At 72.5% G+C, this 24,880-nt stretch carries 20 protein-coding genes; 8 read left to right on the forward strand and 12 right to left on the reverse strand.

Going from position 1 to position 24,880, the window contains the following annotated elements; translation table 11 throughout:
* Positions 1-36 precede the first annotated feature (36 nt).
* Both D9C15_RS18500 and D9C15_RS18505 read right to left on the reverse strand, forming a co-directional pair.
* Entirely contained in the window at positions 37-1,143 is a 1,107-nt protein-coding gene (locus tag D9C15_RS18500; RefSeq protein ID WP_127999938.1) for a glycosyltransferase, read from the reverse strand.
* Between the two features lie 24 nt (positions 1,144-1,167).
* Positions 1,168-1,938, reverse strand: a complete 771-nt coding sequence (locus D9C15_RS18505) for a hypothetical protein (protein WP_240668459.1) — start codon at positions 1,936-1,938, stop codon at positions 1,168-1,170.
* Between the two features lie 171 nt (positions 1,939-2,109).
* Between D9C15_RS18505 and D9C15_RS18510 the strand changes: the two genes are divergently transcribed.
* Positions 2,110-3,390 (forward strand): hypothetical protein, encoded by a 1,281-nt coding sequence (locus D9C15_RS18510; RefSeq protein ID WP_127999939.1) that lies wholly within the window; start codon positions 2,110-2,112, stop codon positions 3,388-3,390.
* Between the two features lie 200 nt (positions 3,391-3,590).
* Positions 3,591-3,821 carry a hypothetical protein gene (locus D9C15_RS18515; RefSeq protein ID WP_127999940.1) on the forward strand — a complete coding sequence of 77 codons (231 nt, stop codon included), beginning with the start codon at positions 3,591-3,593 and terminating at the stop codon, positions 3,819-3,821.
* Between the two features lie 270 nt (positions 3,822-4,091).
* Here D9C15_RS18515 and glmS read toward each other — a convergent pair whose 3' ends face one another.
* Positions 4,092-5,960: a glutamine--fructose-6-phosphate transaminase (isomerizing) gene (gene glmS / locus D9C15_RS18520; protein WP_127999941.1), complete on the reverse strand. Its 1,869-nt coding sequence runs from the start codon at positions 5,958-5,960 to the stop codon at positions 4,092-4,094.
* 131 nt (positions 5,961-6,091) lie between these two features.
* Here glmS and D9C15_RS18525 point away from each other — a divergent pair, with 131 nt between their 5' ends.
* Positions 6,092-6,595, forward strand: a complete 504-nt coding sequence (locus D9C15_RS18525; RefSeq protein ID WP_127999942.1) for an Lrp/AsnC family transcriptional regulator — start codon at positions 6,092-6,094, stop codon at positions 6,593-6,595.
* Here D9C15_RS18525 and D9C15_RS18530 read toward each other — a convergent pair.
* Genes D9C15_RS18530 through D9C15_RS18555 form a run of 6 tightly spaced genes read right to left on the reverse strand, consistent with a single transcriptional unit; the run spans position 6,561 to position 11,974 of the window.
* On the reverse strand, positions 6,561-7,748 hold the full coding sequence (locus D9C15_RS18530) for a class I SAM-dependent rRNA methyltransferase (protein ID WP_127999943.1): 1,188 nt from the start codon (positions 7,746-7,748) through the stop codon (positions 6,561-6,563). The two genes, D9C15_RS18525 and D9C15_RS18530, sit on opposite strands and share 35 nt — an antisense overlap.
* A gap of 7 nt (positions 7,749-7,755) precedes the next feature.
* Positions 7,756-8,670, reverse strand: coding sequence for a tyrosine recombinase XerC (locus D9C15_RS18535; RefSeq protein ID WP_240668460.1), 915 nt, complete (start codon positions 8,668-8,670; stop codon positions 7,756-7,758).
* A gap of 8 nt (positions 8,671-8,678) precedes the next feature.
* Positions 8,679-9,362: a DUF484 family protein gene (locus D9C15_RS18540; protein WP_127999944.1), complete on the reverse strand. Its 684-nt coding sequence runs from the start codon at positions 9,360-9,362 to the stop codon at positions 8,679-8,681.
* Positions 9,359-10,213 carry a diaminopimelate epimerase gene (gene dapF, locus D9C15_RS18545; RefSeq protein WP_127999945.1) on the reverse strand — a complete coding sequence of 285 codons (855 nt, stop codon included), beginning with the start codon at positions 10,211-10,213 and terminating at the stop codon, positions 9,359-9,361. The genes D9C15_RS18540 and dapF overlap by 4 nt, the downstream gene beginning before the upstream one ends.
* Positions 10,214-10,220: 7 nt before the next feature.
* Positions 10,221-11,054 carry a lysophospholipid acyltransferase family protein gene (locus D9C15_RS18550; RefSeq protein ID WP_128000127.1) on the reverse strand — a complete coding sequence of 278 codons (834 nt, stop codon included), beginning with the start codon at positions 11,052-11,054 and terminating at the stop codon, positions 10,221-10,223.
* Positions 11,055-11,113: 59 nt separating this feature from the next.
* Positions 11,114-11,974, reverse strand: coding sequence for a lysophospholipid acyltransferase family protein (locus D9C15_RS18555; RefSeq protein ID WP_127999946.1), 861 nt, complete (start codon positions 11,972-11,974; stop codon positions 11,114-11,116).
* 132 nt (positions 11,975-12,106) lie between these two features.
* Here D9C15_RS18555 and metK point away from each other — a divergent pair, with 132 nt between their 5' ends.
* Together metK and D9C15_RS18565 are read left to right on the forward strand one after the other, a co-directional pair.
* Positions 12,107-13,288, forward strand: a complete 1,182-nt coding sequence (metK, locus tag D9C15_RS18560) for a methionine adenosyltransferase (protein ID WP_127999947.1) — start codon at positions 12,107-12,109, stop codon at positions 13,286-13,288.
* A gap of 173 nt (positions 13,289-13,461) precedes the next feature.
* A complete protein-coding gene (locus tag D9C15_RS18565; RefSeq protein WP_127999948.1) occupies positions 13,462-14,148 on the forward strand; it encodes an OmpA family protein in 687 nt (228 codons plus the stop codon).
* A 10-nt stretch (positions 14,149-14,158) separates the two neighbouring features.
* Here the strand turns inward: D9C15_RS18565 and D9C15_RS33455 are convergent, their stop codons facing one another.
* Both D9C15_RS33455 and D9C15_RS18570 read right to left on the reverse strand, forming a co-directional pair.
* Positions 14,159-14,299, reverse strand: coding sequence for a hypothetical protein (locus tag D9C15_RS33455; RefSeq protein WP_164886775.1), 141 nt, complete (start codon positions 14,297-14,299; stop codon positions 14,159-14,161).
* Positions 14,300-14,363: 64 nt separating this feature from the next.
* Positions 14,364-17,654 carry an ATP-binding protein gene (locus D9C15_RS18570; RefSeq protein WP_164886776.1) on the reverse strand — a complete coding sequence of 1,097 codons (3,291 nt, stop codon included), beginning with the start codon at positions 17,652-17,654 and terminating at the stop codon, positions 14,364-14,366.
* Positions 17,655-17,821: 167 nt separating this feature from the next.
* Between D9C15_RS18570 and D9C15_RS18575 the strand changes: the two genes are divergently transcribed.
* The 3 genes from D9C15_RS18575 to D9C15_RS18585 are packed head-to-tail and all read left to right on the forward strand — an operon-like array spanning position 17,822 to position 21,993.
* Positions 17,822-20,089: an ATP-binding protein gene (locus D9C15_RS18575; protein WP_127999950.1), complete on the forward strand. Its 2,268-nt coding sequence runs from the start codon at positions 17,822-17,824 to the stop codon at positions 20,087-20,089.
* A 6-nt stretch (positions 20,090-20,095) separates the two neighbouring features.
* Positions 20,096-20,920: a phosphate/phosphite/phosphonate ABC transporter substrate-binding protein gene (locus D9C15_RS18580; protein ID WP_127999951.1), complete on the forward strand. Its 825-nt coding sequence runs from the start codon at positions 20,096-20,098 to the stop codon at positions 20,918-20,920.
* On the forward strand, positions 20,920-21,993 hold the full coding sequence (locus tag D9C15_RS18585) for a DNA glycosylase AlkZ-like family protein (protein ID WP_127999952.1): 1,074 nt from the start codon (positions 20,920-20,922) through the stop codon (positions 21,991-21,993). Before D9C15_RS18580 ends, D9C15_RS18585 begins: the two co-directional genes overlap by 1 nt.
* A 21-nt stretch (positions 21,994-22,014) precedes the next feature.
* Here D9C15_RS18585 and D9C15_RS18590 read toward each other — a convergent pair whose 3' ends face one another.
* Entirely contained in the window at positions 22,015-24,828 is a 2,814-nt protein-coding gene (locus D9C15_RS18590; RefSeq protein WP_127999953.1) for a DUF3857 domain-containing protein, read from the reverse strand.
* Positions 24,829-24,880 lie beyond the last annotated feature (52 nt).

Genomic DNA, 24,880 nt, shown 5'->3' on the forward strand with positions numbered 1-24,880 from the left:
ATCAACCTCCGCGAATCGCCGGCTTCCAGGACGTGATCATCGACGATCGACGATCTGCTCCAGCACCTGCGCCGCCGACGGCATCGCTGCGATCTCCGCCTGCACGCGCCTCGCGGCGACTGCAAAGCCGGGCTCGTCGAGCAGCCGGCGCACGCTGTCCCGGATCGCTTCGGCCGTGACGTCCTCGCCTGTCAGCGCCAGCGCGGCTCCGCTCGCGACCGCGGCCTCGGCGTTCAGGAACTGATCGGCGCCCTGGGGCAGCATCAGGTGGGTCAGGCCGTGGCAGAGTGCACCGAGCAGCGTGCCGGACCCGCCTTGCGACACGACCAGGCCGCAACGAGGCAGCAGCAGCGCGTGCGGCACATACCGCTCGACGCGCACGTGCGCAGGCTGAAGGCCGAGCACCGCCGGGTCGGCATCCTGCCCGACGGTCACGATGATGTTGGCTTTCAGCTCCCGCAGGCCCTCGATGGCCCGCCGCAGCACGTCGACATTGCCGTTGTAGACGGTACCGAGCGTCAAGTGGATGGTCAGCCGGGCCGGCAGCGTGTCGAGGCTCTCGGGCAGGCGATCACCAGGGATCGACAATCCCGGGCCCGGCCGCAGCGGCTGCACGCGCCGCCAGATCGGAGCCTCGCCCCGCCGCTCCAGCGCGGGCGGGCACAGGTGGAGGTAGGTGGCATCGGACAAGGTGCCCGCCACCTCGGGATGCCCCCAGCGTTCGCCGATCCGCTCGATGGCCTGGGCGAACGCCGGCCAGATGCGCTTCGGCGGCATCCCGCCCAGGCCGTGGACCACGTGACGCGCGCCCGTCGCGGCGGCCACGGTGGGCCCCGCCAACTCCGTCTCCTCGTGAATCACGACGTCGGGGTGCCACGCGGTCGCGCGTGGCAGGAGGTCGGCTGCACGCCGGCCGGCCGTCGCCTCGAAGTAGGCGAGCCACGAGTCCTGCCGACTCCCGCCGGCCTGCGCGTGCGTGAGTCCGACCGCCCAGCAGGACAGCCCGCGACGTTCGAGCGACGGCACGAACTCCGGCCCGGTGGCGAAGATCACCTCGTGACCGGCGGTGCGGGCCGCAAGTGCGAGCGGCAACATGGGGTTGACGTGGCCGAACAGGGCGCCACTGATGAAGAGAATGCGCATGGAGGTCGACCCTCGAGTGGGTTGTCATGAGGTCGGGAGGATCCGCGGCTGCCGATCCGCCCGGGGTGCGCTGGTTCGGCTCGCGTTGCCCGCAAGCGCGGGGCTCCTCGCCTGCGACTCGCGGGCGTAGCGCAGCAACTCGTGCGTCCAGTCGGCGAACCAGGTGAACACCTGGTCGACGCGCTCGATCGCATCGGCGCGCGTCGGGACATCGAGGTCGATGCGAGCCAGCTGCGCATGATCGTTGTTCATCGCATGACCCGACTCCAGCCGGAAGTGGAAGTCGCCGCAGTAGCGAAGCTCCACACCCGTCTCGTGCTGCACCGCCGCGGCGAGCCTCGAGGTCAGCCCGAACAGCACGTTTCCGGTCTCCTCGATCGCCTCGACGATCGCGAGCCGCACGACCGGCGTGGCGCCCCAGATCAGGTGCGCGAGACGGTGCGAGAGCAGCCGGCTCTGCGCGCTCGCATCGCTCCACAGGCGCCGCATGGTGTCGGTGGGCCGGCAACCCTCCTGGTCATGTCCGAGCTTGGCGAAGTCCTCCAGATACCAGGGCCAGTGATGGTCGTCCTCGTACGTGTGGGCATTGATCATCGCCTGATGCGGGTCGTCGGTCGGCTCGACGCGCAGCACATGGCGGTTCAGGTCGCCGAAGCCGAGGATGAACGGCGCCATGCACGGGAAGAACGACAGCCGCTGCGCGGCAGGCAGTGCGTCATCGCGCAGGTGCTCGAAGAAGGGCAGGTTCGCGTAGTCGCGCTTGCGCCGGAGGATGTGTTGAAGGACTGCTTTCATGGGTGGTGGTCGGGGTGGGTTCCGGCGCCAGTCTTCCGAATCGGCGGCGCGTCGTATTGAACGCCTGCGACATGTGGGTGGCGCCTGAACGCCTGTCGCATTCGTTCAAGACCCGCAGGCGGCCGACGCGCAAAGTCCACCGCCTTGTTCGTTCTGGCAGGAGCCTTGCAGATGTTCTCCCCGACAGTCTTGATTGCCCGCGTGGGCGCGCTGGCTGCGACCGTGGCCTTGATCGGCTGCGGCGGCGGTGGCGGCGACGACCCCACGCCGCCCCTGGACGCCGCGCCGGCCCTCGGCGATCCAGCGAACCCTGAGGACCACGACGCGCAGGCGCAGCGTGCCCACGAGATGAAGCAGCAGGAGGCGCTGCTCGCTCAAGGACTGCCCGCGCTGGTCGCGGGTCGGCGGCCCGAGTTCGGCCTGCTCGACGTACTGAAGGGCAAGCGCCTGTTCGAGCGCGAGACCTTCGACGGCAACGGCCGCACCTGCCTCACCTGCCACGGCCGCGACACCGGCACCGTGTCGCCGCAGGATGCGCAGCAACGTTTCGCCGCCGACCCGCGCGACCCGCTGTTCCTCGCCGACGGCAGCGACGACGGCCAGGGCAACGGCGCCACCCGCATGCTCAAGGACGCGACCGTGCTGGTACGCATCCCGCTGCCCGACAACGTGAGCCTGGTCGACGAACCGGAGGCACGCAGCGTGGTGCTGCGCCGCGGCGTCCCGTCGACGTTGAACACGCCCGCGCTGGACGACACGCTGATGTTCGACGGCCGCCACACCGACCTCGTGGCGCAGGCGCGCGGCGCGATCGCCGACCATGCGCAAGCCAAGACGGAGCCGCGCCTCGACGAACTCAAGCAGATCGCGGCCTTCCAGCACACGCCGCAGTTCTTCAGCTCGTTCGCGATGCTGAAGTTCGCCTACACCGGCGCGAAGCCCCAGTTGCCGATCGGGCGCAGCGCGGCCGAGAAGCGCGGCCGCCGCTTCTTCGTCGATGCGGCGCCCAGCGGCGATCTGAAGACCGGCTTATGCGCCGGCTGCCACAGCGGCCCGATGCTCAACGAGACCAACGAGTTCATCCCGGCGCCGCCGTTCCGGCGCGGCGGGCGCTTCCAGAGCGTGGCGGTCTCCGAGTTCAACGATGCCGGCAACCCGGTACGGCAATGGCGCTTCAGGAACGCCGACGGCACGGTGACCGAGTTCGCCAGTGCCGACCCGGGGCGCGCCCTGATCACGGGCGATGCCAGCGACGCGCAGAGCCGCAACGCGTTCAAGATCCCGTCGCTGTGGGCCGCGGCGCGCACCGCACCGTACTTCCACGACAACTCGGCCGCGACACTCGACGACGTCGCGCGGCACTACGCGCGCTTCTTCCGGGCCATCTCGCCGATCGAGCTGACCGAGCAGGATCAGCAGGACATGGTGGCCTACATGAGGCTGCTGCGATGAGCTTGCCGCAGGAGCCCCGCCGTTCGGACCTGGCGCACAAGATCCGGGGGGCACACGGCCTCAGCCTGGCTGCATCGGTCCAACCTGCTGCAGCGAATGCATCCGGAGCGCGCCCATACCCCGCCCGGGCCATGTCCGCATCCCCGGAATCGCGAAGCGCAACCGATTTCGCGTCTGACCAACAGAGATCAGCCAAGCACGTGAACCTGAACTCCCATGCTGCCGTGCCGCAGTACGGCGTCGCCCCGCCGGCGGCACCACGGCGCGCGGCGATGCGCCTGCTCCGGGCCTTGCAGCGCTGGTGGCAGCACTTGTGGATCGACGAGATGACCGCCTATTTTTCCGAAGCGGCAAACCATGTCGACCTGGAGTACCGGATGCGGGCGTGGAACGACGACGCTCAACGCCGCGGCCGCGTGCCGCTTTTCTAGGACGGTGCCTGGCATGCTGGACTTGTTGGCGGCTCGAAGATCGAACACCGCCGACTCTACAGTGGCGGCCAACGCCCCCCACGGCGCCGCCGTGCTCCACTGATTTCCCGGCGATGCATCGGCCATGCTGATCTGCCACTGGACGTACGAACGGCTTCCGCGTCAACCCGAAGCCTGACCGAAGCAGCCATGTCAAAGGGCGCCCGAATCAGGCGGATCTCGATGCGCTCGATCTCCATGACTTCAACCTGGCCACAGCACCCACCGCGCTCACTCCACCGTCACGCTCTTCGCCAGATTGCGCGGCTTGTCGACATCGGTGCCGCGTGCGCAGGCGGTGTGGTAGGCCAGCAGCTGCAGCGGCACCACGTGCAGGATGGGCGAGAGCGCGCCGTAGTGCTCGGGCATGCGGATCACGTGCACGCCCTCGCTGTTCTCGATGCGGGTGTCGCCGTCGGCGAACACGAACAGTTCGCCGCCGCGCGCGCGCACCTCCTGCATGTTGCTCTTCAGCTTCTCGAGCAGCGCGTCGTTCGGCGCCACGGTCACCACCGGCATCGCGCTGGTCACCAGCGCCAGCGGGCCGTGCTTCAGTTCGCCGGCCGGGTAGGCCTCGGCGTGGATGTAGCTGATCTCCTTGAGCTTGAGCGCGCCCTCGAGCGCGATCGGGTAGTGCAGCCCGCGGCCGAGGAAGAGCGCGTTCTCCTTGCGCGCGAAGGCCTCGCTCCAGGCCACGACCTGCGGCTCCAGCGCCAGCACCGCCTGCACCGCCACCGGCAGGTGGCGCAGCGCCTTCAGGTGCTCGGCCTCCTGCGCGTCGCTCAGGCGGCCGCGCACCTGCGCCAGCGCCAGCGTGAGCAGGAACAGGCCGACCAGCTGCGTCGTGAAGGCCTTGGTCGAGGCCACGCCGATCTCGGCGCCGGCGCGCGTGATGTAGGCGAACTCGCACTCGCGCACCATCGCGCTCGTCGCCACGTTGCACACGGTCAGCGTGTGCTTCATGCCCAGCGAGCGCGCATGCTTCAGCGCGGCCAGCGTGTCGGCGGTCTCGCCGCTCTGCGTGATGGTCACCACCAGCGTCTTCGGGTTCGGCACGCTGTCGCGGTAGCGGTACTCGCTCGCGATCTCCACGCTGGTGGGGATCTTCGCGATGCTCTCGAGCCAGTACTTGGCGGTGGAGCCGCTGTAGTAGCTGGTGCCGCAGGCGAGGATCAGGACGCTGTCGATCTCCTTGAAGGCCTTGTACGCACCGTCGCCGAACAGCTCCGGCGTGATGCCCTCGACCGCATCCAGCGTATCGGCGATGGCGCGGGGCTGCTCGAAGATCTCCTTCTGCATGTAGTGCCGGTATGGCCCCAGCTCGGCCGCGCCGGTGTGCGCATGCACGGTGCGCGCCTCGCGCTGCACGGCCTCGAAGCGGCCGCTCTCGCCGCGCCGGGTGATCCAGTGCTTGCCCAGCTGCAGGTCGACCACGTCGCCTTCCTCGAGGTAGACGATCTGGTCGGTCACGCCGGCCAGGGCCATCGCGTCGCTGGCCAGGAAGCTCTCGCCGGCGCGCTCGCCGGTGCCGATGCCCAGCACCAGCGGCGAGCCCTCGCGCGCGCCGATCACGCGGTGCGGCTCGTCGCGGCAGAACACCGCGATCGCGTAGGCCCCGCGCAGCTGCACCACGGCGCGCTGCACGGCGTCGAGCAGGTCACCCTCGTACAGATGGTCGACCAGGTGGGCGATGACCTCGGTGTCGGTCTGGCTGTCGAACACATAGCCCTTGGCCTTGAGCTCGGCACGCAGTTCGTCGTGGTTCTCGATGATGCCGTTGTGCACCAGCGCAATGCGCCCCGGCGCCCCGGCGGCCGCGCGTGCGCCGTGCGAGAAGTGCGGGTGCGCGTTGTGCACTGCCGGCGCACCGTGCGTGGCCCAGCGGGTGTGGGCGATGCCGGTGCCGCCCTGCACCTCCTCGGTCTTGACGTTGGCCTCCAGCTCGGCCACGCGCGAGGTGCTGCGGGCGCGGCGCAGCGCGCCGGCCTGATGCACGGCCACGCCGCAGGAGTCGTAGCCACGGTACTCGAGCCGCCGCAGGCCCTCGATCAGGACCGGGACGATGTTGCGCGTGCTGACGGCGCCGACGATTCCACACATGGGCAGGTTCCTCGCTGGTTCGACTGGGCTCGGATGCTAGGCAGCCTCCGACGACTGGTGATTGCAAATTAGGCGCTTCCATGGAATATTCAGCCACCCCCTGATCGCGGTGAACATTCCTTTCACAGGATATGGCTGAGATTGCCGAAAAAATCACGCTCGACGCCACCGACCTGCGCATCCTGGACATGCTTCAGGCCGACGCCTCGCTGACCAACCAGGCCTTGGCGGCCGCGGTGCACACCTCGCCGGCCACCTGCCTGCGGCGCGTGAAGCGGCTGCGCGAGTCGGGAGTGATCGAGTCGCTGGTGGCCCTGCTCTCGCCCGAGCGGCTGGGCGCCGGGCTGACGGCCATCGTCGAGGTCACGCTCGACCGGCAGGGCGCCGAGCACCTGGCCGCGTTCGAGGCGCGCGCGGTGGCCGAGCCCTCGGTGCAGCAGGTCTACCGCGTCTCGCCGGGGCCGGATTTCGTGCTCGTGCTGCAGGTGGCCGACATGCCGGCCTACCACGCGCTGGTGCAGCAGCTGTTCACGCAGGACGCGAACGTGCGCAACCTGAAGGCCTTCTTCAGCGTGTTTCGCGCGAAGTTCGCGCCGCGCCTCAGCCTGCCGACTTCAGCACCACCAGGCCCTTGAGGTACTCGCCTTCGGGGAAGGTGATGGTCTGCGGGTGGTCGGGCGCGGCGGCCAGGCGGGCGTAGACGATGCCGTCCACGCCGGCGTCGAGCCCGGCGCCGGCCACGATCTTGTGGAACAGCTCCGGCCCCACGCCGCCCGAGCAGGAGAAGGTGAACAGCGCCCCGCCCGGCGCGAGCAGCTTGAAGGCCAGGCGGTTGATGTCCTTGTAGGCCCGCGCGGCCCGTTCGGCATGTGCGGCGGTGGGCGCGAACTTGGGCGGGTCGAGCACGATGGCCTCGAAGCTGCGCCCCTGCTTGAGCATCTCGCGCAGCGTGTGGTTGACGTCGGCGTCGAGCGCCTGGTGGCGCGCCGCGTCGAAGCCGTTCAGCGCCACGTGCGCGCTCGCGCGCTCGAGCGCCGGCGCCGACGAGTCCACGCTCACCACCTCCTGCGCGCCGCCGGCCAGCGCCGCGACGCTGAAGCCGCCCGTGTAGCAGTAGCAGTTCAGCACGCGGGCGAAGCCGAAGTGCCGCACGGTGTCGGCGAACAGCTTCCGGTTGTCGCGCTGGTCGAGGTAGAAGCCGGTCTTGTGGCCTTCGGCCACGTCGAGCGTGAGCCGCCAGCCGTGTTCGGCGATCGTCACCGCGGTGTCGCCGTCGCCGCGCAGCCAGCCGCTGGCCGGGGCCAGGCCCTCGAGCTGGCGCACGCCGGAATCGCTGCGCTCGTACAGCCGCGTGAGCCCGGTGGCGGCCAGCAGCGCATCGGCGATCACCGCCTTCCAGCGCTCGGTGCCGGCGGAGAGGAACTGCGCCGACAGCACGCCGGCGTACCGGTCGACGATCAGCCCCGGCAGGCCGTCGGCCTCGCCGTGCACCAGGCGCACGCCGTCGCTGGCGATCGGCAGCCGCGCGCGCAGCGCCAGCGCGGCCGCGATGCGGCGCTCGAAGAAGGCGGCATCGATGCGCTCGGCCTCGTCGAAGCTCCAGACGCGCACACGGATCATCGAGCTCGGGCTGTACGCGGCCCAGGCGAGGAAACGCCCGTCGCTCGCCTCCACACGCACCGTCTCGCCCGGGTCGGCCTTGCCCTTGGCGACGCTGCCCTGGAACACCCAGGGGTGGCGGCGCAGCAGGGAACGCTCCTTGCCCTCGCGCAGCGTGATCGTCTTCATGTCCGCACTACTTGCGTCGGGCGCGGGGATGGGCCGCGTCGTAGACCTTGGAGAGGTGGCCGAAGTCCAGCCGGGTGTAGACCTGCGTGGTGGTGATGTTGGCGTGGCCCAGCAGCTCCTGCACCGCGCGCAGGTCGCCGCTGGACTGCAGCAGGTGCGTGGCGAACGAGTGGCGCAGCATGTGCGGGTGCACATGGGTCGGCAGCCCGGCCTGCAGCGCGCGTGACTTCAGCCGCGAGCGCACCTGGCTGGGCGTGAGCCGCGTGCCGCGGGTGCTGACGAAAAGCGCGGGCTCGTCCGGCCGCGCGAGTTGCGCCCGCAGTTCGAGCCAGTGCCGCGCCGCCGCGATCGCCGCCTGGCCGACCGGCACCGTGCGCCGCTTGCTGCCCTTGCCGAGCACGTGCGCGCTGGCATCGGCCAGATCGAGCCAGCCGGCCGCCTGCGGGCCCGGCGCGGCATCGAGCCCGACCAGCTCGCCCACGCGCAGCCCGCAGCCGTACAGCAGCTCGACGATGCAGTGGTCGCGCGCGTCGAGCAGCGGGTTGGCCTCGGCCGCGCGGTGATCGGCCAGCGCCACCGCCTGGTCCACCGCCAGCGCCTTGGGCAGCGGCTTGCCGGCCTTGGGCGCGCGCACACCGTCGACCGGGTTCAGCGCCACCAGCCCGCTGCGGCCCAGCCAGCGGTACAGCCCGCGCCAGGCCGACAGCTGGATCGCGATGCTGCGCGGCGCCAGGCCCTGCGAATGCAGCTGCGCGGCCCAGCGGTGCACGTGGTGCACCTGCACGGCGCGCAGCTCGACCGGCTGCTTCGCGGCAAAGCCGCGCAGCCGCTCGAAGGCCTCGCCGTACATTGCGAGCGTGCGTGCTGCCAGGCGGCGCTCGACTTCCAGGTACTGCAGGTGCCGGACGATGTCGTCGTCCACGACGTGCCTCAGCGGACCGGCAGCAGCCGCGACAGGCACGCGCTCGCCAGCTCGCCGATGCGCTGCAGGAATTCGGTGCCCATGTCGGCCGTATAGCGCGTCGGGTCGGGCGAGGCCAGCACCAGCATGCCGAAGGCGTCGATCGTCGCGCCGTGGCGCAGCGGGATCATCGCCAGCGACATCGCCGTGGCCGGGTCGTCCAGCCACTGTGCGGCCTCGAAGCCGGAGTTCACCCCGCAGTAGGGCAGCGTCAGGCTGCCGGCCAGGCTCCTGATGTCGGCGCTGACCTCGCGCGTGAACGGCAGCCCGGCGAACGCGTCGGCCGCGCCCCAGATGCGGATGCCGGCCTGCGGGATCAGGAACTGGTGCTTCAGCTCGCCCACCAGCACGTCGGGCAGGTCGCCCGCGTTGGCGGTCAGCATCAGCGTGCGCGTCCAGCGGTGCAGCTTGTCGGCGATGGCGACATTCTCCTGCCCGTGGCGGATCATCTCGATGATCTTGCCCTCCAGGCCCTTGATCTTGTCGCGCAGCATTTCCATCTGCCGCTCCTGCAGCGAGACGGTGCGCTGGCCGTAGGGGCTGGTCAGCTGCACGCTGCCCAGCAGCTCGGCGTGGCGCTCGAAGAAGGCCGGGTTGTTGGCCAGGTACTCGGCGATGTCCTGCTCGGTGATCCCGTCGATGCGTCCGCTCACAGCTCGATCTCTCCTTCGAAGACGGTCTGTGCCGGACCGGTCATGTACACATGGGAATCGCCGCCCGCCCACTCGATGGTGAGCCGACCGCCGCGCGCCTCGACCTCGACGCGCCGGTCGAGCAGCCCGAGCCGGATGCCGGCCACCACCGCCGCGCAGGCGCCGGTGCCGCAGGCGAGCGTCTCGCCGGCGCCGCGCTCGTAGACGCGCAGCCGCACGTGCGACCGGTCGACCACCTGCAGGAAGCCGGCGTTGACGTGGCGCGGGAAGTGCACGTCGCGCTCGATCAGCAGACCCTGCGCCTCGACCGGCGCGGTGTCGACGTCGCCGACCAGTTGCACCGCGTGCGGGTTGCCCATCGACAGCACCGCCAGCTCGACGATACGGCCGCCCACGGGCACCGGCCAGAGCGCGAAGCCGTTGTGCTCGCGCGGGTGCAGGCCATGGGGCTCGAACGGCACGGCGGGCAGGTCGAACACCGGCGCGTTCATGTCCACCGTGACACGACCGTCGTCCTGCGCACGCAGCTCGAGCAGCGTGTTCATGGTCTCCACGCGCACCGTGCGCTTGTCGGTCAGGCCCTTGTCGAGCACGAAACGCACGAAACAGCGCGCGCCGTTGCCGCATTGCTCGACCTCGTCGCCGCTGCCGCCGTTGAAGATGCGGTAGCGGAAGTCGACGCCGGGCGTCGCGCTCTTCTCGACCACGAGGATCTGGTCGGCGCCGACGCCGAAGCGCCGGTCACCCAGGCGGCGGTGCTGCTCGGGCGTCAGCTCGAGCGGCGCGCGCGTGGCGTCGAGCACGACGAAGTCGTTGCCCGCGCCCTGCATCTTGGTGAAGCGCACTCGCATGCGGACATTATCCGTACAAGGAGGCCTCGCCCTCGGGCCGCGTCTTGAAACGCTTGTGCACCCACAGGTACTGCGCCGGGTTGGCGCGGATCTGCTCCTCGATCCAGCGGTTCAGGCGCGCGGTGTCGGCCAGCGCGTCCTCGCTCGGGAAGCCTTCCAGCGGCGGCAGGAAGCGCACGCGGTAGCCCTGACCGCCGGGCAGCATTTCCGCGATCACCGGCTGCACCACCATGTCGAGCAGCTTCGCCATGCGGCTGGGCGCAAGCAGCGTGGCCGCCGGCACGCCGAAGAAGGGCACGAAGGCGGCGTCCTTCGCGCCGAAATCCATGTCCGGCAGGTTGAAGAAGCCGGTGCCCTGGCGGATCTCCTTGATCAGCGGCTTGGCCGAGTCGCTGCGCGGGAAGATCACCGCGTTGCCCAGGCGCAGCCGGCCGCGGCGCATCACCTCGTCCATCACCGGGTTGCTCTGCTGCTGGTAGATCGAGGCGCCGCGGCGCTTCTGGAACAGCAGCACCGCGGCGCCGGCCACGTCGAGCGCCAGGAAGTGCGGCACCAGCCACATCACCGGCCGCTCGCTGCGCTCGGCCAGGTCGACCTCGCCCTCGACGTGGATCAGCCGCTTCAGCCGCTCGCGCGGCGCCCACCACAGCAGCCCGCGCTCGAGCAGGCTGCGCCCGAGCCAGGCGAAATGTTCGCGCGCCAGGCGCTCGCGCGCGGCCGCGTCGAGCTCGGGCAGACAGAGTTCGAGGTTGCGCAGCGCCACCTTGCGGCGCGAGCGCGCGAGCCGGTAGAGCAACCACCCGAGCGCGCGGCCGACGGCCGCCTGGGCTGCCAGCGGCATCCCGTGCAGCAGCCACAGCAGGCCCAGCAGCAGGCGTGTTCCCAACAGGTCCCCTGGTTCTATTCGGCGGGTTGCGCGCGCGGCGCCTTGTAGCGGTGGTAGCCCCACAGGTACTGCTGCGGGCACTGCCGGATCAGCGCTTCCATCGCGCGGTTCACGACGGCGGCGGATTCTGCCTGAGCGGCCGGGTCGGCCGGCAGCGCCTCGTTCATCGGCTGGAAGCGCACCACGTAGCCCGCCCCGTGGCGCAGCCGCTCGCCCCACACCAGCAGCAGCGTCGCACCGGTCTGCTGCACCAGGCGCGCGGCCAGCGTCATGGTGTAGGCCTCGCGCCCGAAGAACGGGGCCCACACACCCTGCCCCTCGGGCGGCACCTGGTCGGGCAGCAGACCCACCGCCTCGCCACGCCGCAGCGCGCGGATCATCTGCCGCACGCCGGCCAGCGAGGCCGGCGCCGTGGCCACCCCGGGCCGCGCGCGCGAGGCCTCGGTCACCTCGCGCAGCCAGGCCTTGCGCGCCGGCCGGTACAGCACCGTGATCGGGCCGTAGCGCGCCGCGAAGTGTTCGGCATAGGCCTGCGCGCACATCTCGAAGCAGCCCAGGTGCGGCGTCAGCAGCACCAGGCCGCGGCCGCCCGCGTGCGCGGCGTCCACCAGCTCCGCCCCCTCGACCCGCAGCAGCGGCCCGAGCGGCTGCTCGGCCGGCCGCAGCCACAGGAACGGCAGCTCCAGGGCCATGCGGCCCGCCTCGCCCACCGCGGCGCGGCGCGCCCCCGGCGCGATGCCGGCCTGTGCCGCCAGCGCGGCGAGGCGCCGGCGGTAGGTGGGCGAGAGCGCCCAGGTGAGCCAGCCGACCCCCCATCCCAGGGCGTGAAGAAGCCACAACGGGCGGCGCGAGAGCCAGCGAAACAAGGAAAGCATCGACTAAAATCCGGGCGTCGCCGAGTTACTGAACTACTTGCGGGGCGACTCACAAAATCCGCTAAAGCGTTCGCCGCTCCTCCCCAAAGTCACAGGCCGGCAACGCGTCTGCAACCTGTCTGGAGTTTACGAGTGGCGAACGACTTCCTTTTCACTTCCGAATCCGTCTCCGAAGGCCATCCCGACAAGGTGGCCGACCAGATCTCGGACGCGATCCTCGACGCGATCTTCAAGCAGGACCCGAAGAGCCGGGTCGCCGCCGAGACGCTGACCAACACCGGCCTCGTGGTGCTGGCCGGCGAGATCACGACCAACGCGCACGTCGACTACATCCAGGTCGCGCGCGACACCATCAAGCGCATCGGCTACGACAACACCGAGTACGGCATCGACTACAAGGGCTGCGCGGTGCTGGTGGCCTACGACAAGCAGAGCAACGACATCGCGCAGGGCGTGGACCACGCCAGCGACGACTACCTGAACACCGGCGCCGGCGACCAGGGCCTGATGTTCGGCTACGCCTGCGACGAGACGCCCGAGCTGATGCCCGCGCCGATCTACTACGCGCACCGCCTGGTCGAGCGCCAGGCCCAGCTGCGCAAGGACGGCCGCCTTCCCTTCCTGCGCCCGGACGCGAAGAGCCAGGTGACGATGCGCTACGTCGACGGCAAGCCGCATTCGATCGACACCGTGGTGCTGTCGACGCAGCACAGCCCCGACCAGAGCGAGACGCCGAAGAAGATGAAGGCCTCGTTCGTCGAGGCGGTGGTCGAGGAGATCATCAAGCCGGTGCTGCCCAAGGAGTGGCTGAACGGCACCCGCTACCTGATCAACCCGACCGGTCGCTTCGTGATCGGCGGCCCGCAGGGCGACTGCGGCCTGACCGGACGGAAGATCATCGTCGACACCTACGGCGGCGCCTGCCCGCACGGCGGCGGCGCGTTCTCGGGCAAGGACCCGACCAAGGTCGACCGCTCGGCCGCCTACGCGGCGCGCTACGTGGCCAAGAACATCGTCGCCGCCGGCCTGGCGCGCCAGTGCCAGATCCAGGTGGCGTATGCGATCGGCGTGGCCAAGCCGATGAACGTGACGGTCTACACCGAGGGCACCGGCGTGCTCCCGGACGACAAGATCGCCGCGCTGGTGAACGAACACTTCGACCTGCGGCCGCGCGGCATCATCCAGATGCTTGACCTGCTGCGCCCGATCTACGAGAAGACCGCGGCCTACGGGCACTTCGGCCGCGAAGAACCCGAGTTCTCGTGGGAGAAGACCGACAAGGCGGCTGCGCTGCGCGCCGCAGCCGGCCTCTAAGACCGTCGCGGGGAGAGAGGTCGTCGTGCCGGCGACTGCTCCCCGGCGCCGCAAATTGCACGCATCCTGACCCGGCGCAGGGTCGCACGTCAGACCTTCACGACGCGCTGCCTATACTCGTGCGAGCGTCGATCCAGGCCCGTGTCCGGCCGCACCGTCCCAGGGAGGTTTCCATGTCCGTCCGCCGCATCGCCCTCGTCAGCCTGTCCGCCGTCGCCCTGGCCGCCTGCCAGACGATGCCGCAGCAGCAGCAGCCGCAGCAGATCTCCACCGCCGGCCAGGCCGGCTGCAAGCCGCTGGGCGGCAACGCGCCGGCCAACTCGAACACCAAGAACGCCGCCATCGGCGCCGGCATCGGCGCGGTGGCCGGCGGGCTGATTGGCAGCGCCGCGGCGAAGAAGTCATCGGTGGGCGCGCGCAACGGCATCCTGATCGGCGCGCTGGCCGGCGCGCTGGCCGGCTCCAAGTACAACTCCATGATGGGCATGACGGAGCAGCAGGACGGCTCGGTCAAGCTCAACATCCCGGGCTCGATCATGTTCAGGACCGGCAGCGCCGAGATCACGCCGGACTTCGCCAGCACGCTGGATTCGGTGGCCAAGACCATCACCGAGTACTGCGGCGTGACCGGCAACATCATCGGCCACACCGACAACACCGGCTCGGCCGCGCTGAACCAGCGCCTGTCGATGGACCGCGCCCGCGCCGCGGCCAGCTACCTGTCGAGCAAGGGCGTCGACCCCACGCGCCTGACGCAGGACGGCCGCGGCCCGAACGAGCCGGTGGCCGACAACAGCACCGAATCCGGCCGGGCGCAGAACCGGCGCGTCGAGATCTTCATCCGCCCGCCGGCGCCCTGACCCGCGCTCCTCACAGCCCGCCCAGCGGCCGCTGCTGGTTCCACGCGAGCAGCAGCAGCGCGCCGGCCGCCACCGCCGCCAGCAGGCGGCGCAGGAAGCGCAGGTCGGCGTCGCCGCGGGAGGGGGCTGAGCGGTGACGTGGGGTGTTCATGGTCGGCTCCGGCAGAGGGTCGGCCCGCGGTGCAGGCCCTGGCGCCTTTGTAGGCGCCACCCCGTTACGCCACCGTTACCGCAGCGCCGGCCGCCAGCGCGAGCAGCTCGCGGTTGACCGCGTTGCGGTGCAGGAAGCTGTGCCGGAAGGCCGGCGGCACATGGGCATCGTGCAGGCCCATCACCCAGGCCCGGCCGTCGGCGGCGAGCTGGCGCGACAGCGCGTCGTGGCCGAGCGCGGCCTGCACCCGGGCCGCCACCAGCCACAGCTCGCCGAGGTAGAAGCTCTCCGGCTGGTGCTCGCGCGCCAGGGCGAGCGCGGCCTCGGCATGCGGCAGCGCACGGGCCGCCGCACCCTGGCGCAGCGCGGCCGCGGCGGCGCGCACATGGCCCGACAGCGCGAGCCCGAAACGCTCCTTCAGGCCGGCCCAGGCGGCCAGGCTGACGGCCAGCGCCTCGGCCTCGTCGGGCGGCACGACGGCCGTGGCGAACAGCGTCGCGATGCGGTGGTACACGTCGTCGGGGTTCGGCAGCATGGACAGCGCCGCGCGCATGGTCGCCAGCGCCTCCTGCCCGAGCTGGCGCGCGAGCTCGGCGCGCAGCACCTGGTGGAACATCGCCACGCCGGGCGGCACGCCGGCCCGCTCGTTGGCCAGCAGCGGCACCGCGCGGGCCGGCTGGCCGAGCTGCATGAACAGCAGCGCGAGGCGCTGCTCGGCCATCGTCAGGTCGCTCGCCGAGGCCTGCTCGCGGTAACCCGCGAGCACCTCCTCGAGCAGCGGCAGGGCCTCGTCGTAGTGGCCGATGTCGCGCAGGCGGTGCGCGTGCGGGGCCTGCATCTGCAGCAGCCGAACCCGGCCAACCTCCCCGGTGGACAAGGCCACCTGGCGCGCCTGCCGCGACAGCTCGACCGCCTCGCGCACCCGCCCGGTCTTGGCCAGCGTGGCGGCGGCGTTGGACAACGCGCGCCACAGCCAGTCGGGCCGGCCGGCCTCGCGCGCGAGCGCCCGGCAGGCCTGCCAGCCCTCCGCCGCGGCGCGCAGGCGGTTGTCGTAGTCGAGTGCGTGCGCCCAGGCCTGCGCGTACTCCCAGCGCTGCTCGAGCTTGACCTCGCGCTCGGCCGGCTCGCGGTAGGGCTCGAGCACGGCCACGCCCTCGGCGGTGCGGCGTGCGTCGCCCAGCGCGCCCGACCAGGCGATCGCGAAGCCCAGCTCGAGGTCGAGGCGGCCGAGCGCACGCGCCGCCTCCACGGCCTGCGGCGCGAGCTGCAGCGCCGCATCGATCTCGAAGCGGGTGATCGCCAGCTCGAGCCGCACGCCCAGCGCGTTCAGCTGCTGCAGCGGCCCCTGCGCGATGCGCGTCAGCTCGGCGGCGGCCGCCTGCGCCGGGGCGCCACTGTCGTTGCCGGCCAGCACGGCGGCGCGCTGCAGCAGCGCGTCGAAGCGGGCCGGCGCCTCGCCGGCGCGCTCGAAGCACGCGGCCGCCTCGGCGAGCAGCTCGGCCTGCTCGGCGCCCCGGCCGGCCGCGCGCGAGCGCGCCGCCGCCTCCAGCCAGGCGCGAGCGGCGGCGGCATGCTGCCCGGCTTCGGCCCAGTGGCGCGCCAGCCGCGCCGGCTCGCCGCCGCGCCCGGCCAGGAACTCCGCGATCTCGGCATGCAGCCGGCGCGCCACCGCCTGCGGCACCGAGGCGAGCGCGGCCTCGTGGATCAGGTCGTGTGCGAAGGCCCCGTCGCGCAGCACCTGGGCGGCCTCCAGCTCGGCCCAGGGGTCGGCCAGCTCGAGCGTGCGCAGCCCCAGCACATGGGCCGCCAGCTCGATCGAGAAGTCCGGCACCGCCAGCGCCGCGCAGCGGGCCAGCTGCACGGCGCGCTCGGAGAGCTGGCCGATGCGCCGCGCGATCAGGCCGGCCACGCCGCTGCCGGCCGGCAGCCGCGCCAGGCCGTCCTCCGGCGCGCCCTGCTGCAGCCAGGCCTTGACGGCCTCGAGCAGGTAGAGCGGGTTGCCGCCGCTGCGGCGCAGCAGCGCGGCGGCCGCGGCCTCGCCCTGCAGACCCTCGATGGCCAGCGCGGCGAGCAGCTGCGCGATCTCGGCCTGCGTGAGCGGCTGCAGCGCCAGCAGCAGCGCCTCGCCGCCGGCGGCCAGCGTGTCGACCCAGGCGCGCGCCGTCGCGCCCAGCTCGGCGGCACGTGCACACAGCAGCCAGCAGGCCGGCGCGGCGCCGTACACGTACTGCAGCAACTCGATGCTGGCGGCATCGGCCAGGTGCAGGTCGTCGACCACGATGCCCTGCAGGCCGAGCCGGCGCAGGTCGAGCGCCGCGGCCACGGCGTTGAAGAAGCGCGTGCGGTCCGCGGGCGCGCGCAGCGGCGCCGGTTCGCCGAGTTCGGGCAGCAGCCGGCCGAGCTCGGCACGCAGCGGCGCGGCCAGGCCGTCGAAGGCCCCGCGCGGCAGCTGGCGCAGCAGGCGCGAGCAGCTCGCATAGACCACGCCGGCATCCCCCGGCCGCGCGCCGGACACCAGCACCGCACCACGCTCGGCGGCGAAGTCGCTCGCCAGGCGCGTCTTGCCCAGGCCGCCGTCGCCGGTCAGCACGACGCTGCGGCCCTGGTCCCAGGCCTGGTGCAGCGCCGCATGCTCGCGCTCGCGGCCCACCAGCCGCGGTGGGCGCAGCACCGCCGCCGGCACGCCGCGCGGCGCCGGCGGCGCGGCGAGCGCGCTGCCGGCACGCTCGATGGTCGCGCGCAGGGCCTGGGTGTCCGGCCCGGGCGTCGTGCCCAGTTCGTCGCGCAGCCGCCGCGCGCACTGCTCGAAGGCCTGCAGTGCTGCGGCGCGGTCGCCGGCCAGGTAGTGCAGACGCATCACGCGGCGGTGCGCCTCCTCCGACAGCGGCTCGCGCGCCAGCAGCGCGCGCGCCGCGGCCAGCGCGGCCTCGTGGTCGCCCGCCTGCTGGGCCGCGTCGGCGCGCTGCGCCAGCGCATGCGCCTGGCGCGCCTGGCGCTCGGCGCGCAGGCGGCGCAGCCAGTCGGCGAACTCGCCCTCGGGCGGGTCGGGCAGGCCGGCGAGCAGTTCCTCGGCCTCGTCCAGGTCGTGTGTCACGCCCGCGGCCAGCGCCAGCGTGGCGCTGCCTTCCACCAGCGAGCGGCCGCACTGGCGCTTGAGCTGGAAGAGCCGCTGGCGCAGCGCGTTGCGTGCCGCCTCGGCGTCGCTGTCGGGCCACAGCAGCGCGGCCAGGCGGTTGCGTGCGGTGGGCCCCTGCAGCGCGAGCCAGGCCAGCAGCGCCGCGTCGCGCGCGGCCAGCGGCCGGGCGGCGCCGTGGGCATCCACGGCTTCGGGTGATCGGCGCAGTCGCAGCAGCATGGGGCGGGGGGTGGCGGCGCGCCGCATGGTACGGCGCCAGGCCCGGTTCTACGCCGCACCGCGTTAGGCGCGCGTTACGCGGCCGGCCGGCGGGCGCCCGGCCGGCGCGAGGTCGGGCCGCGCACGGGCATGCCGTACCATGCCGTCGCCCACGCTCCCCTCGCCACGTGCCCCAGACCCTGCGCAGCCGGTACTTCCTCGGCAGCTTCGCCGTGCTGCTGGCGATGCTCGGGCTGCTGCTGTGGAACGCGCAGAGCCTGATGCAGCAGGCCATCGACGAGCGCTTCGAGGCCGAGCGTGCCGCCTACGGGCCGCTGCTGGGCGCGGCCATCGGCCCGCTGCTGGCCGCACGCGACTACGCGACCATCGCCGAGCTGGTGGCCGGCAACACGGCCGAGGGCCACCTGGCCTTCGTCGAGGTGGCCGATGCACGCGGGCAGCGTGTCGCCACGGCCGGCGATCCGGCCCGCGCGGGCCTGCGCAGCGCGGTCCAGCCGGTGCTGCTGGCCGGCCAGCGGCTCGGCGAGCTGCGTTTCGGCATCACCACCGACGCCCTGGTCGACAGCCGGGCCCGGCTGTGGCGCAACAGCCTGGCGATCGGCGTGGCGGTGCTGGCCGCCGGCGCCCTGCTGCTGGCGCTGGCCACCACCTGGCTGACGGCGGGCTTCCGCCGCCTGTCGCAGGCCAGCCGGCGCGTCGCCGACGGCGACTTCTCGACCCGCCTGCCGCCCAGCGGCGTGCGCGAGCTCGACGAGGTGTCGGCCGCCTTCAACCGCATGGCCGAGGCGGTGCAGGGCCAGCTCGCGCAGCGCGCCGACAACGAGCGCTACCTGCGCCTGGTGATCGACACCCTGTCCGAGGGCCTGGCCGTGATGGCGCCCGACCTGCGCGTGCTGGACTGCAACGAGAGCCTGCTGCGCCTGCTGGGCCAGACGCGCGAGCAGTTCCTCGCCGCCGATCCGGCGCGCCGCGTCGATTGGCGCGACCCCACCGGCGAGCCGATGCGGCCCGAGGACCGCCCGCCCGCCCACGCGCTGGCCACCGGCGAGGTGCAGCGCGACGCGCTGGGCCGGGTGCGACGGCCCGACGGCAGCGAACTGTGGGTGAGCGCCAACGCCACGCCGCTGTACCGGCCGGGCCAGCAGCGCCCCTATGCCGTGGTGGCCACGCTGACCGACGTGACCCGCCACGTCGAGGCCGAGCAGCTGCTGCGCGACAGCAACGAGGCGCTCGAGCGCCGCGTGCGCGAGCGCACCGCCCAGCTGCAGCAGGCCAAGGAGCAGGCCGAGCAGGCGAGCCACGCCAAGAGCGACTTCCTCTCGCGCATGAGCCACGAGCTGCGCACGCCGCTGAACGCGATCCTCGGCTTCGCGCAGCTGCTGGCGATCTCGCAGCGGGCGAACGAGGGCGAGCTGAAGAAGGTGCGCCAGATCGAGTCGGCCGGCTGGCACCTGCTCGAGCTGATCAACGACGTGCTCGACCTGTCGCGCATCGAGGCCGGCGCGATGAGCACCTCGGCCGAGCCGGTCGAGCTCGGCGAGCTGGTCGCCGGCTGCCTGCCGCTGGTGCAGGCACAGGCCGCCGAGCGCGGCATCACGCTGTCCGCGCCGTCGCCCGCGCAGCCGGCCTGGGTGCTGGCGGACCGCAAGCGCCTGCGCCAAGTGCTGGCCAATCTGCTGTCCAACGCCGTCAAGTACAACCGCCCGGGCGGGCAGGTGGAGGTGAGCGTCGAGGCGGACGGCCACGACGCGGGCGGCGACGTCGTGCTCGCGGTGCGCGACACCGGGCGCGGCTTCACGCCGGCGCAGCTGCAGCAGCTCTACCAGCCGTTCCAGCGCTTCGAGCAGCCCGGCGAGGCGATCGAGGGCACGGGCATCGGGCTGGTCATCACGCGCCGGCTGGTCGAGCTGATGGGCGGGCGCATCACGGTCGACTCGGCACCCGGTGCGGGCGCGACCTTCCGCGTCGCGCTGCCGCGCACCGAGCCGCCGCAGGTGCGCCCGCTGCCCGAGGCGGCCGGCGCGCCGCCGGCGACGCCGCGGCCGGCCCGCCTGCTGTACGTCGAGGACAACCCGTCCAACGTGGAGCTGCTGCGCCAGGCGCTGGCGCTGCGCCCGGCCATCGCGGTTCAGGTGGCCACGGACGGCCTGCAGGGGCTGGCGCTCGCGCAGCAGGAGCGCTTCGACCTCGCCATCGTCGACATCGGCCTGCCGGGGCTGGACGGCATCGAGCTGTGCCGGCGCCTGCGCGCCGAGCCGGCCACGCGCGCGCTGCCGCTGGTCGCCCTGTCGGCCAACGCGATGCGCGAGGACATCGAACGGGCCCGTGCGGCCGGCTTCGCGCTCTACCTGACCAAGCCGGTGGACGTGGCGCAGCTGCTGGCTGCGGTCGACCAGCTGCTCGCCGCGCCGCCGGCGGACGCAGCGCTATCCTGAGTACCGATGGCCCTGCGACTCTCCCGCCGCGCCGCCCTGTGGCTGCTGGCCGCCCTGGCCGGGCGGCTGCGTGCGGCCACGCCGCTGCGCATCGCGCTCTCCCCCTTTCTCTCGCCGACCGCGCTGCTGCAGGCGCACCGACCGCTGCGCGAGCACCTGGAGCGCAGGCTGCAGCGCCCGGTCGAGATGGTCACGGCGAAGGACTTCCGCGCACTCCTGGAGGCGACGCGCCGGCACGAGCACGACGCGGTGATGCTGCCGGCCCACCTGGCCCGGCTGGCGATGCTCGACTGGGGCTACGTGCAGCTGGCCGGCACCGTGCAGACGCTGGACGTGCTGGTGCTGGTCAAGGACGACGGTCCGGTGCACAGCCCGGCCGACCTGCGCGGCCAGCGCGTCGGCATGCTGGACGCGCTATCGCTCACGGCCACCGTCGGGCGCCAGTGGCTCGCGGCGCAGGACCTGGCTGACCGGGTGACGGTGGTCGACCAGCCCTCGATCAACAGCGCGCTGTATGCGCTGGAGCGCGGCGAGGTGGCGATGATCGTGGCCGGGCGCACGCAGCTGCACAACCTGCCGGCCACCACGCCGCGCCGCGAGCGCGTGCTGGCGACGGTGCGCGACATTCCCGGCCCGGTGTACGTGGCGCGCCCGGGGCTGCCGGCCGCCGACCTGGCGGCGCTGCGCGCGGCGATGCTCTCGTTCGAGCCCGACACCACGCTGCAGCCGAGCGCGGCGAACAGCGCGCCGCGCCTGCTCGACGCGGCGGCGCTGGCAGCGCTCGACCCGTACGTCGAGATCGCCCGGCGCGCGCTGGGCGAGTTGCGCTGATGCGCGTCGACCTGGCGGCGCTGCGCCGCCACGCGATCGGCCGCAGCCTGTTCGCGCCGACCACGCTGCCGCGGGCCATCGAGCGACTGCGCTTCGTGCAGGCCGACCCGATCCGCGCACCGGCGCGCGCGCAGGACCTGACGCTGCGCCACCGCGTGCGCGACTACCGCGCCGGCGAGCTGGAGCGACGCTACCCGCGGCTCGCGATCGAGGAGGACTTCTTCGTCAACTACGGCTTCGTGCCGCGCGGGCTGCAGGCGCTGATGCACCCGCGCGAGCCGCGCCATGCGTGGGACCGCAAGCGTCGCGCGCAGGCCCAGGCGGTGCTCGAGTTCGTGCGTGCGCGCGGCGTGGTGCACCCGCGCGAGGTGGATGCCGAGTTCGCACACGGCAAGACCCGCAACTGGTTCGGCGGCACCTCCAACGCCAGCACGCAGTTGCTGGACGGCATGCACTACCGCGGACTGCTGCGCGTGGCGCGGCGCGAGGGCGGCATCCGGCTCTACGCGGCACGCGACGGCACGCCGGCGCCGGCCGATCCGGCGGCCGCGTTCGACGCGCTGGTCGACGCCGCGGTGCAGAAGTACGCCCCGCTGCCGGCCGCCACGCTCGGCTGGCTGCTCAGCGGGCTGTGCGTGGGCGCGCCGCAGTGGCGCGGCGAGCGGGCCGCGGCGCTGGCGCGGGCGCAGCGCCGCCTGGCCGGCACGACGCTGGACGGCGTGCGCTGGTACTGGCCGCCGGGCGAGCGCTTCGTGCGCCGCGCCGGCGACGACACGGTGCGCCTGCTCGCGCCCTTCGACCCGGTGGTGTGGGACCGACGCCGCTTCGAGCTGTTCTGGGGCTGGGCCTACCGCTTCGAGGCCTACGTGCCGGCGCCGAAGCGCCAGCTCGGCTACTACGCGCTGCCGCTGCTGTGGCGCGAGCAGGTGATCGGCTGGGGCAACGTCGCCACCACGCCGAAGGGCCTGGATGCGCGCCTCGGCTACGTGGCCGGGCACGCGCCGCGCGACGCGGCGTTCCGGCGCGAGCTGGAGGCCGAGCTGGAGCGGTTGAGGGTGTTCCTGCAGGGTTGATGCACCGCGGGGCCCGGCCCTTCAGGGCTTGCCCAGCCGCGCCAGCTCGAACCCGGCGGCGATGTGTTCGTAGTAGCTCGTGATGCCCTGGGCCCGGCATTTCTCGAACGCCTCGCGGGCCGCGTCGATTCGTCCCTGGACGAGGTGCCGCTGGCCGACGTAGAACCAGGCCTCCGTCAGCGCCAGCGTGCGTTCCTCGCCCTGCAGCTTGTCGACCTCGGCCAGCAGCGCTTGCGGCGTCAGATCGCCCACCAGCATGGCCAGCGCCGGCCGCGGCCACGCGCCCCGAGGATCCTGCCGCGCCAGGGCCAGAAGGTCGGCGGGCAAGGGCGAGCGCGCACGCTGCAGCGTCCAGGCCTGCCACAGGCGCGGATACAGCTCGGTGCTGCCGTCCTCGTCCGGTGCCGCCGCCAGCGCGAAGTCGGCCGCGGCCTCGCTCAGCCGATCGAGGAAGTAGCGCGCCATGCCGCGTACGTAGTGGATGCCCTGGGCGTCGCTCTTGCTCAGGGCCAGGGCTCGCGTCAGCGTCGTGTCGGCGTCTGCGAACTGACCCTGGACGAGAAGCACTTCGCCGCGGCAGCCCCAGGCCGCGGCCAGTTCGGGTGCGATGCGCAGCGCCTCGGCCGAATCGGCCAGCGCCTCGGCGATGCGCTCGAGGTTCGCCAGCGCCTTCGCGCGTTGGCAATGGATGCGTGCCAGGTCGTCGCCCTGGTTCAGCCCGGAGCGGATCGCGCCGCCGGCGAGGTCGATGCGTTCCTGCATCCCGCGTCGCATGGTCGCCGCCGCCGAGGCGGCCTCGGGCGTGGCCGGGTCGACGATCATGCGCTTCTCGACCACCACGACCCCGACGATCAACCCTTCCAGGCGCTTGAGATCCTGGAGCAGCAGCTGCATGTCGGCGGCGGCCAGGTCGGCAGACTTGCTGCTCACGCGCAGACGGAATTCGTACCGCGACCCGCGGAACGAGGTGTGCGACTCGGCGCGAAAGACTTTGCCGTCCATCGTCTGCGACGACGGGTCCTCGTGCGCGCTGACCTGCGCCGGCCAATGCACGGTGAGCGCATAGCGCCGTTCCATCGGGAAGTCGGTCGCCCGCAGCGGAAACTTGCGCTGCAGGCTCGGGGGCAGGTTGACCAGGCCGCGCAGCGACGGCACCGCGTACGACATGATCCAGCCGCCCTGCAGCGGCCGCGCCAGCTTCGGCACCCTGTATCGGGCGCTCCAGCCGAAGCGGTTGCGCGCCAGGTCGTCGGTCGGCACCGGTTCACCCAGCAGCTCGATGCCCGCCAGGCGCTTCTCGTACGCTTCGAGCGCCAGCTGGCGCCGCTGTTCGGGCTGCATCAGCGGCCAGAGGGTGCGCAGCACTTCGGCGCCACCCTGGGTCAGGGTCGCGCGCACCTCCAGCGTGGCCTCGGCGCCGAGCTGGGCGAAGGTGACCCGCTCCTCGATGTCCAGCATGCCGGGCTCGCGGGTCACGCTGTCGGCCACCTCGACCGGGCCGGTGGTCTGCGCAGTGGCCAGCAGGCCCTGCATCCAGGGCGGCGGCTGCGCGATCACCGCCAGGTCGGCCGTCTGCAGCGACGACGTGGGCTCCAGATAGACCGTCGTGCCGTCGACCCTGGCCTTGACGACGACGTGGTCGAAGGGCCACGGCGACGGCAGCACCTTGGCGGGGGCGCGCGGCCCCTGCAAGGCGACCAGCATCGGCGTCGCCTCGACGCCCAGCCGGCGCAGCAGCGTCAACAGCAGGTAGGTCTTGTCCTTGCAGTCGCCGTAGCGCCTGGCGAGCACGAAGTCGGGCGGGTGGGGGCGGTGCGAGCTTTCGCCGATCGACACCGAGAAGTTGCGGATCTCGCCCTGCACCCAGCGCAGGGCGGCGGCGACACGCGCCGACTCCGTGGGCAGCTTCGCCAGCTTCGCCAGCAGCGCCTCCAGTTCGTCGGGCACCGCCGCGACGGGTGGAAAGAGCGCGGCCGCCCAGCGCGCGACCTCGTTCCAGTCGGAGAACTCGCTGACCTGCAGCATGCGCCACTTGAAGTAGTCGCTGGGAACCAGCGGCTCGTCGGGCAAGGCCTCGATCGCACGTTGCTCGAAGCGCAGCGTGCGCACCCCCCCGGCGGTCTCGACCCGGGGCTCGACGCCACCGCTGCGGTAGTCCCCGAGCATGCGCCAGGCGACGGCACGCTGCACGGGATGCGACACCACGACGCGGCGCCATTCGGTCGCCAGCGGGGCGTCCCACCCGAAGTCGTCGAAGTAGCGGCCGCCGAACACCGGGTTGCTGCCCTCGAGCAGGTAGGCGACGTCGAGCGTGTCGCCGACGCGCACATCCGGAATCACGAGCGCGACGGTGATGGTGCCGCTGTAGACGCCGCGCTCGAAACCTGTTTCGCGCTCGAGAAAGCGCACGTCGACCTTGGCGGTGAGGTCGAGCACGGCATCGCCCCGCAGCAGGCGGACCGAGTGCAGGTTCATGCGCTGGTACTGCGGCACGTACTCCAGCGAGTGCTGGCCGATCTCCCCGAGCGCCGCACTGTCGTTGACCTGGATGGCCCGCTCCACGAAGGTCTCGACGGAGTCGCCGACGCGGACCTGCGTGTCGCGCAGACGCAGGACCACCGGATCCTTGCGCTGCGTGGGCGGTGGTGCCTGGCGCTCGACCCAGGCCGGCAACGCCGCACCGCGCACGAACGAGCCTGCGACCTCCCGGATCTCGCGCATCGGCGGGGCGCCGCCCGCCGGCTCGGCGGCGCCGGCCCCCGCCGCGCCCAGCAGGCCCGCGCCCACGCACACGACTGCACAGCCCAGCCGGGCCAGTGACGAAACGATGTTCATGTTCTTGCCCGCCCTCGGCCCATGATGCGTGCACGACGCTGGCCGGCCGTTG

The sequence above is a fragment of the Piscinibacter defluvii genome, from assembly GCF_004011805.1.
Classification (GTDB): Bacteria; Pseudomonadota; Gammaproteobacteria; order Burkholderiales; family Burkholderiaceae_C; genus Piscinibacter; species Piscinibacter defluvii.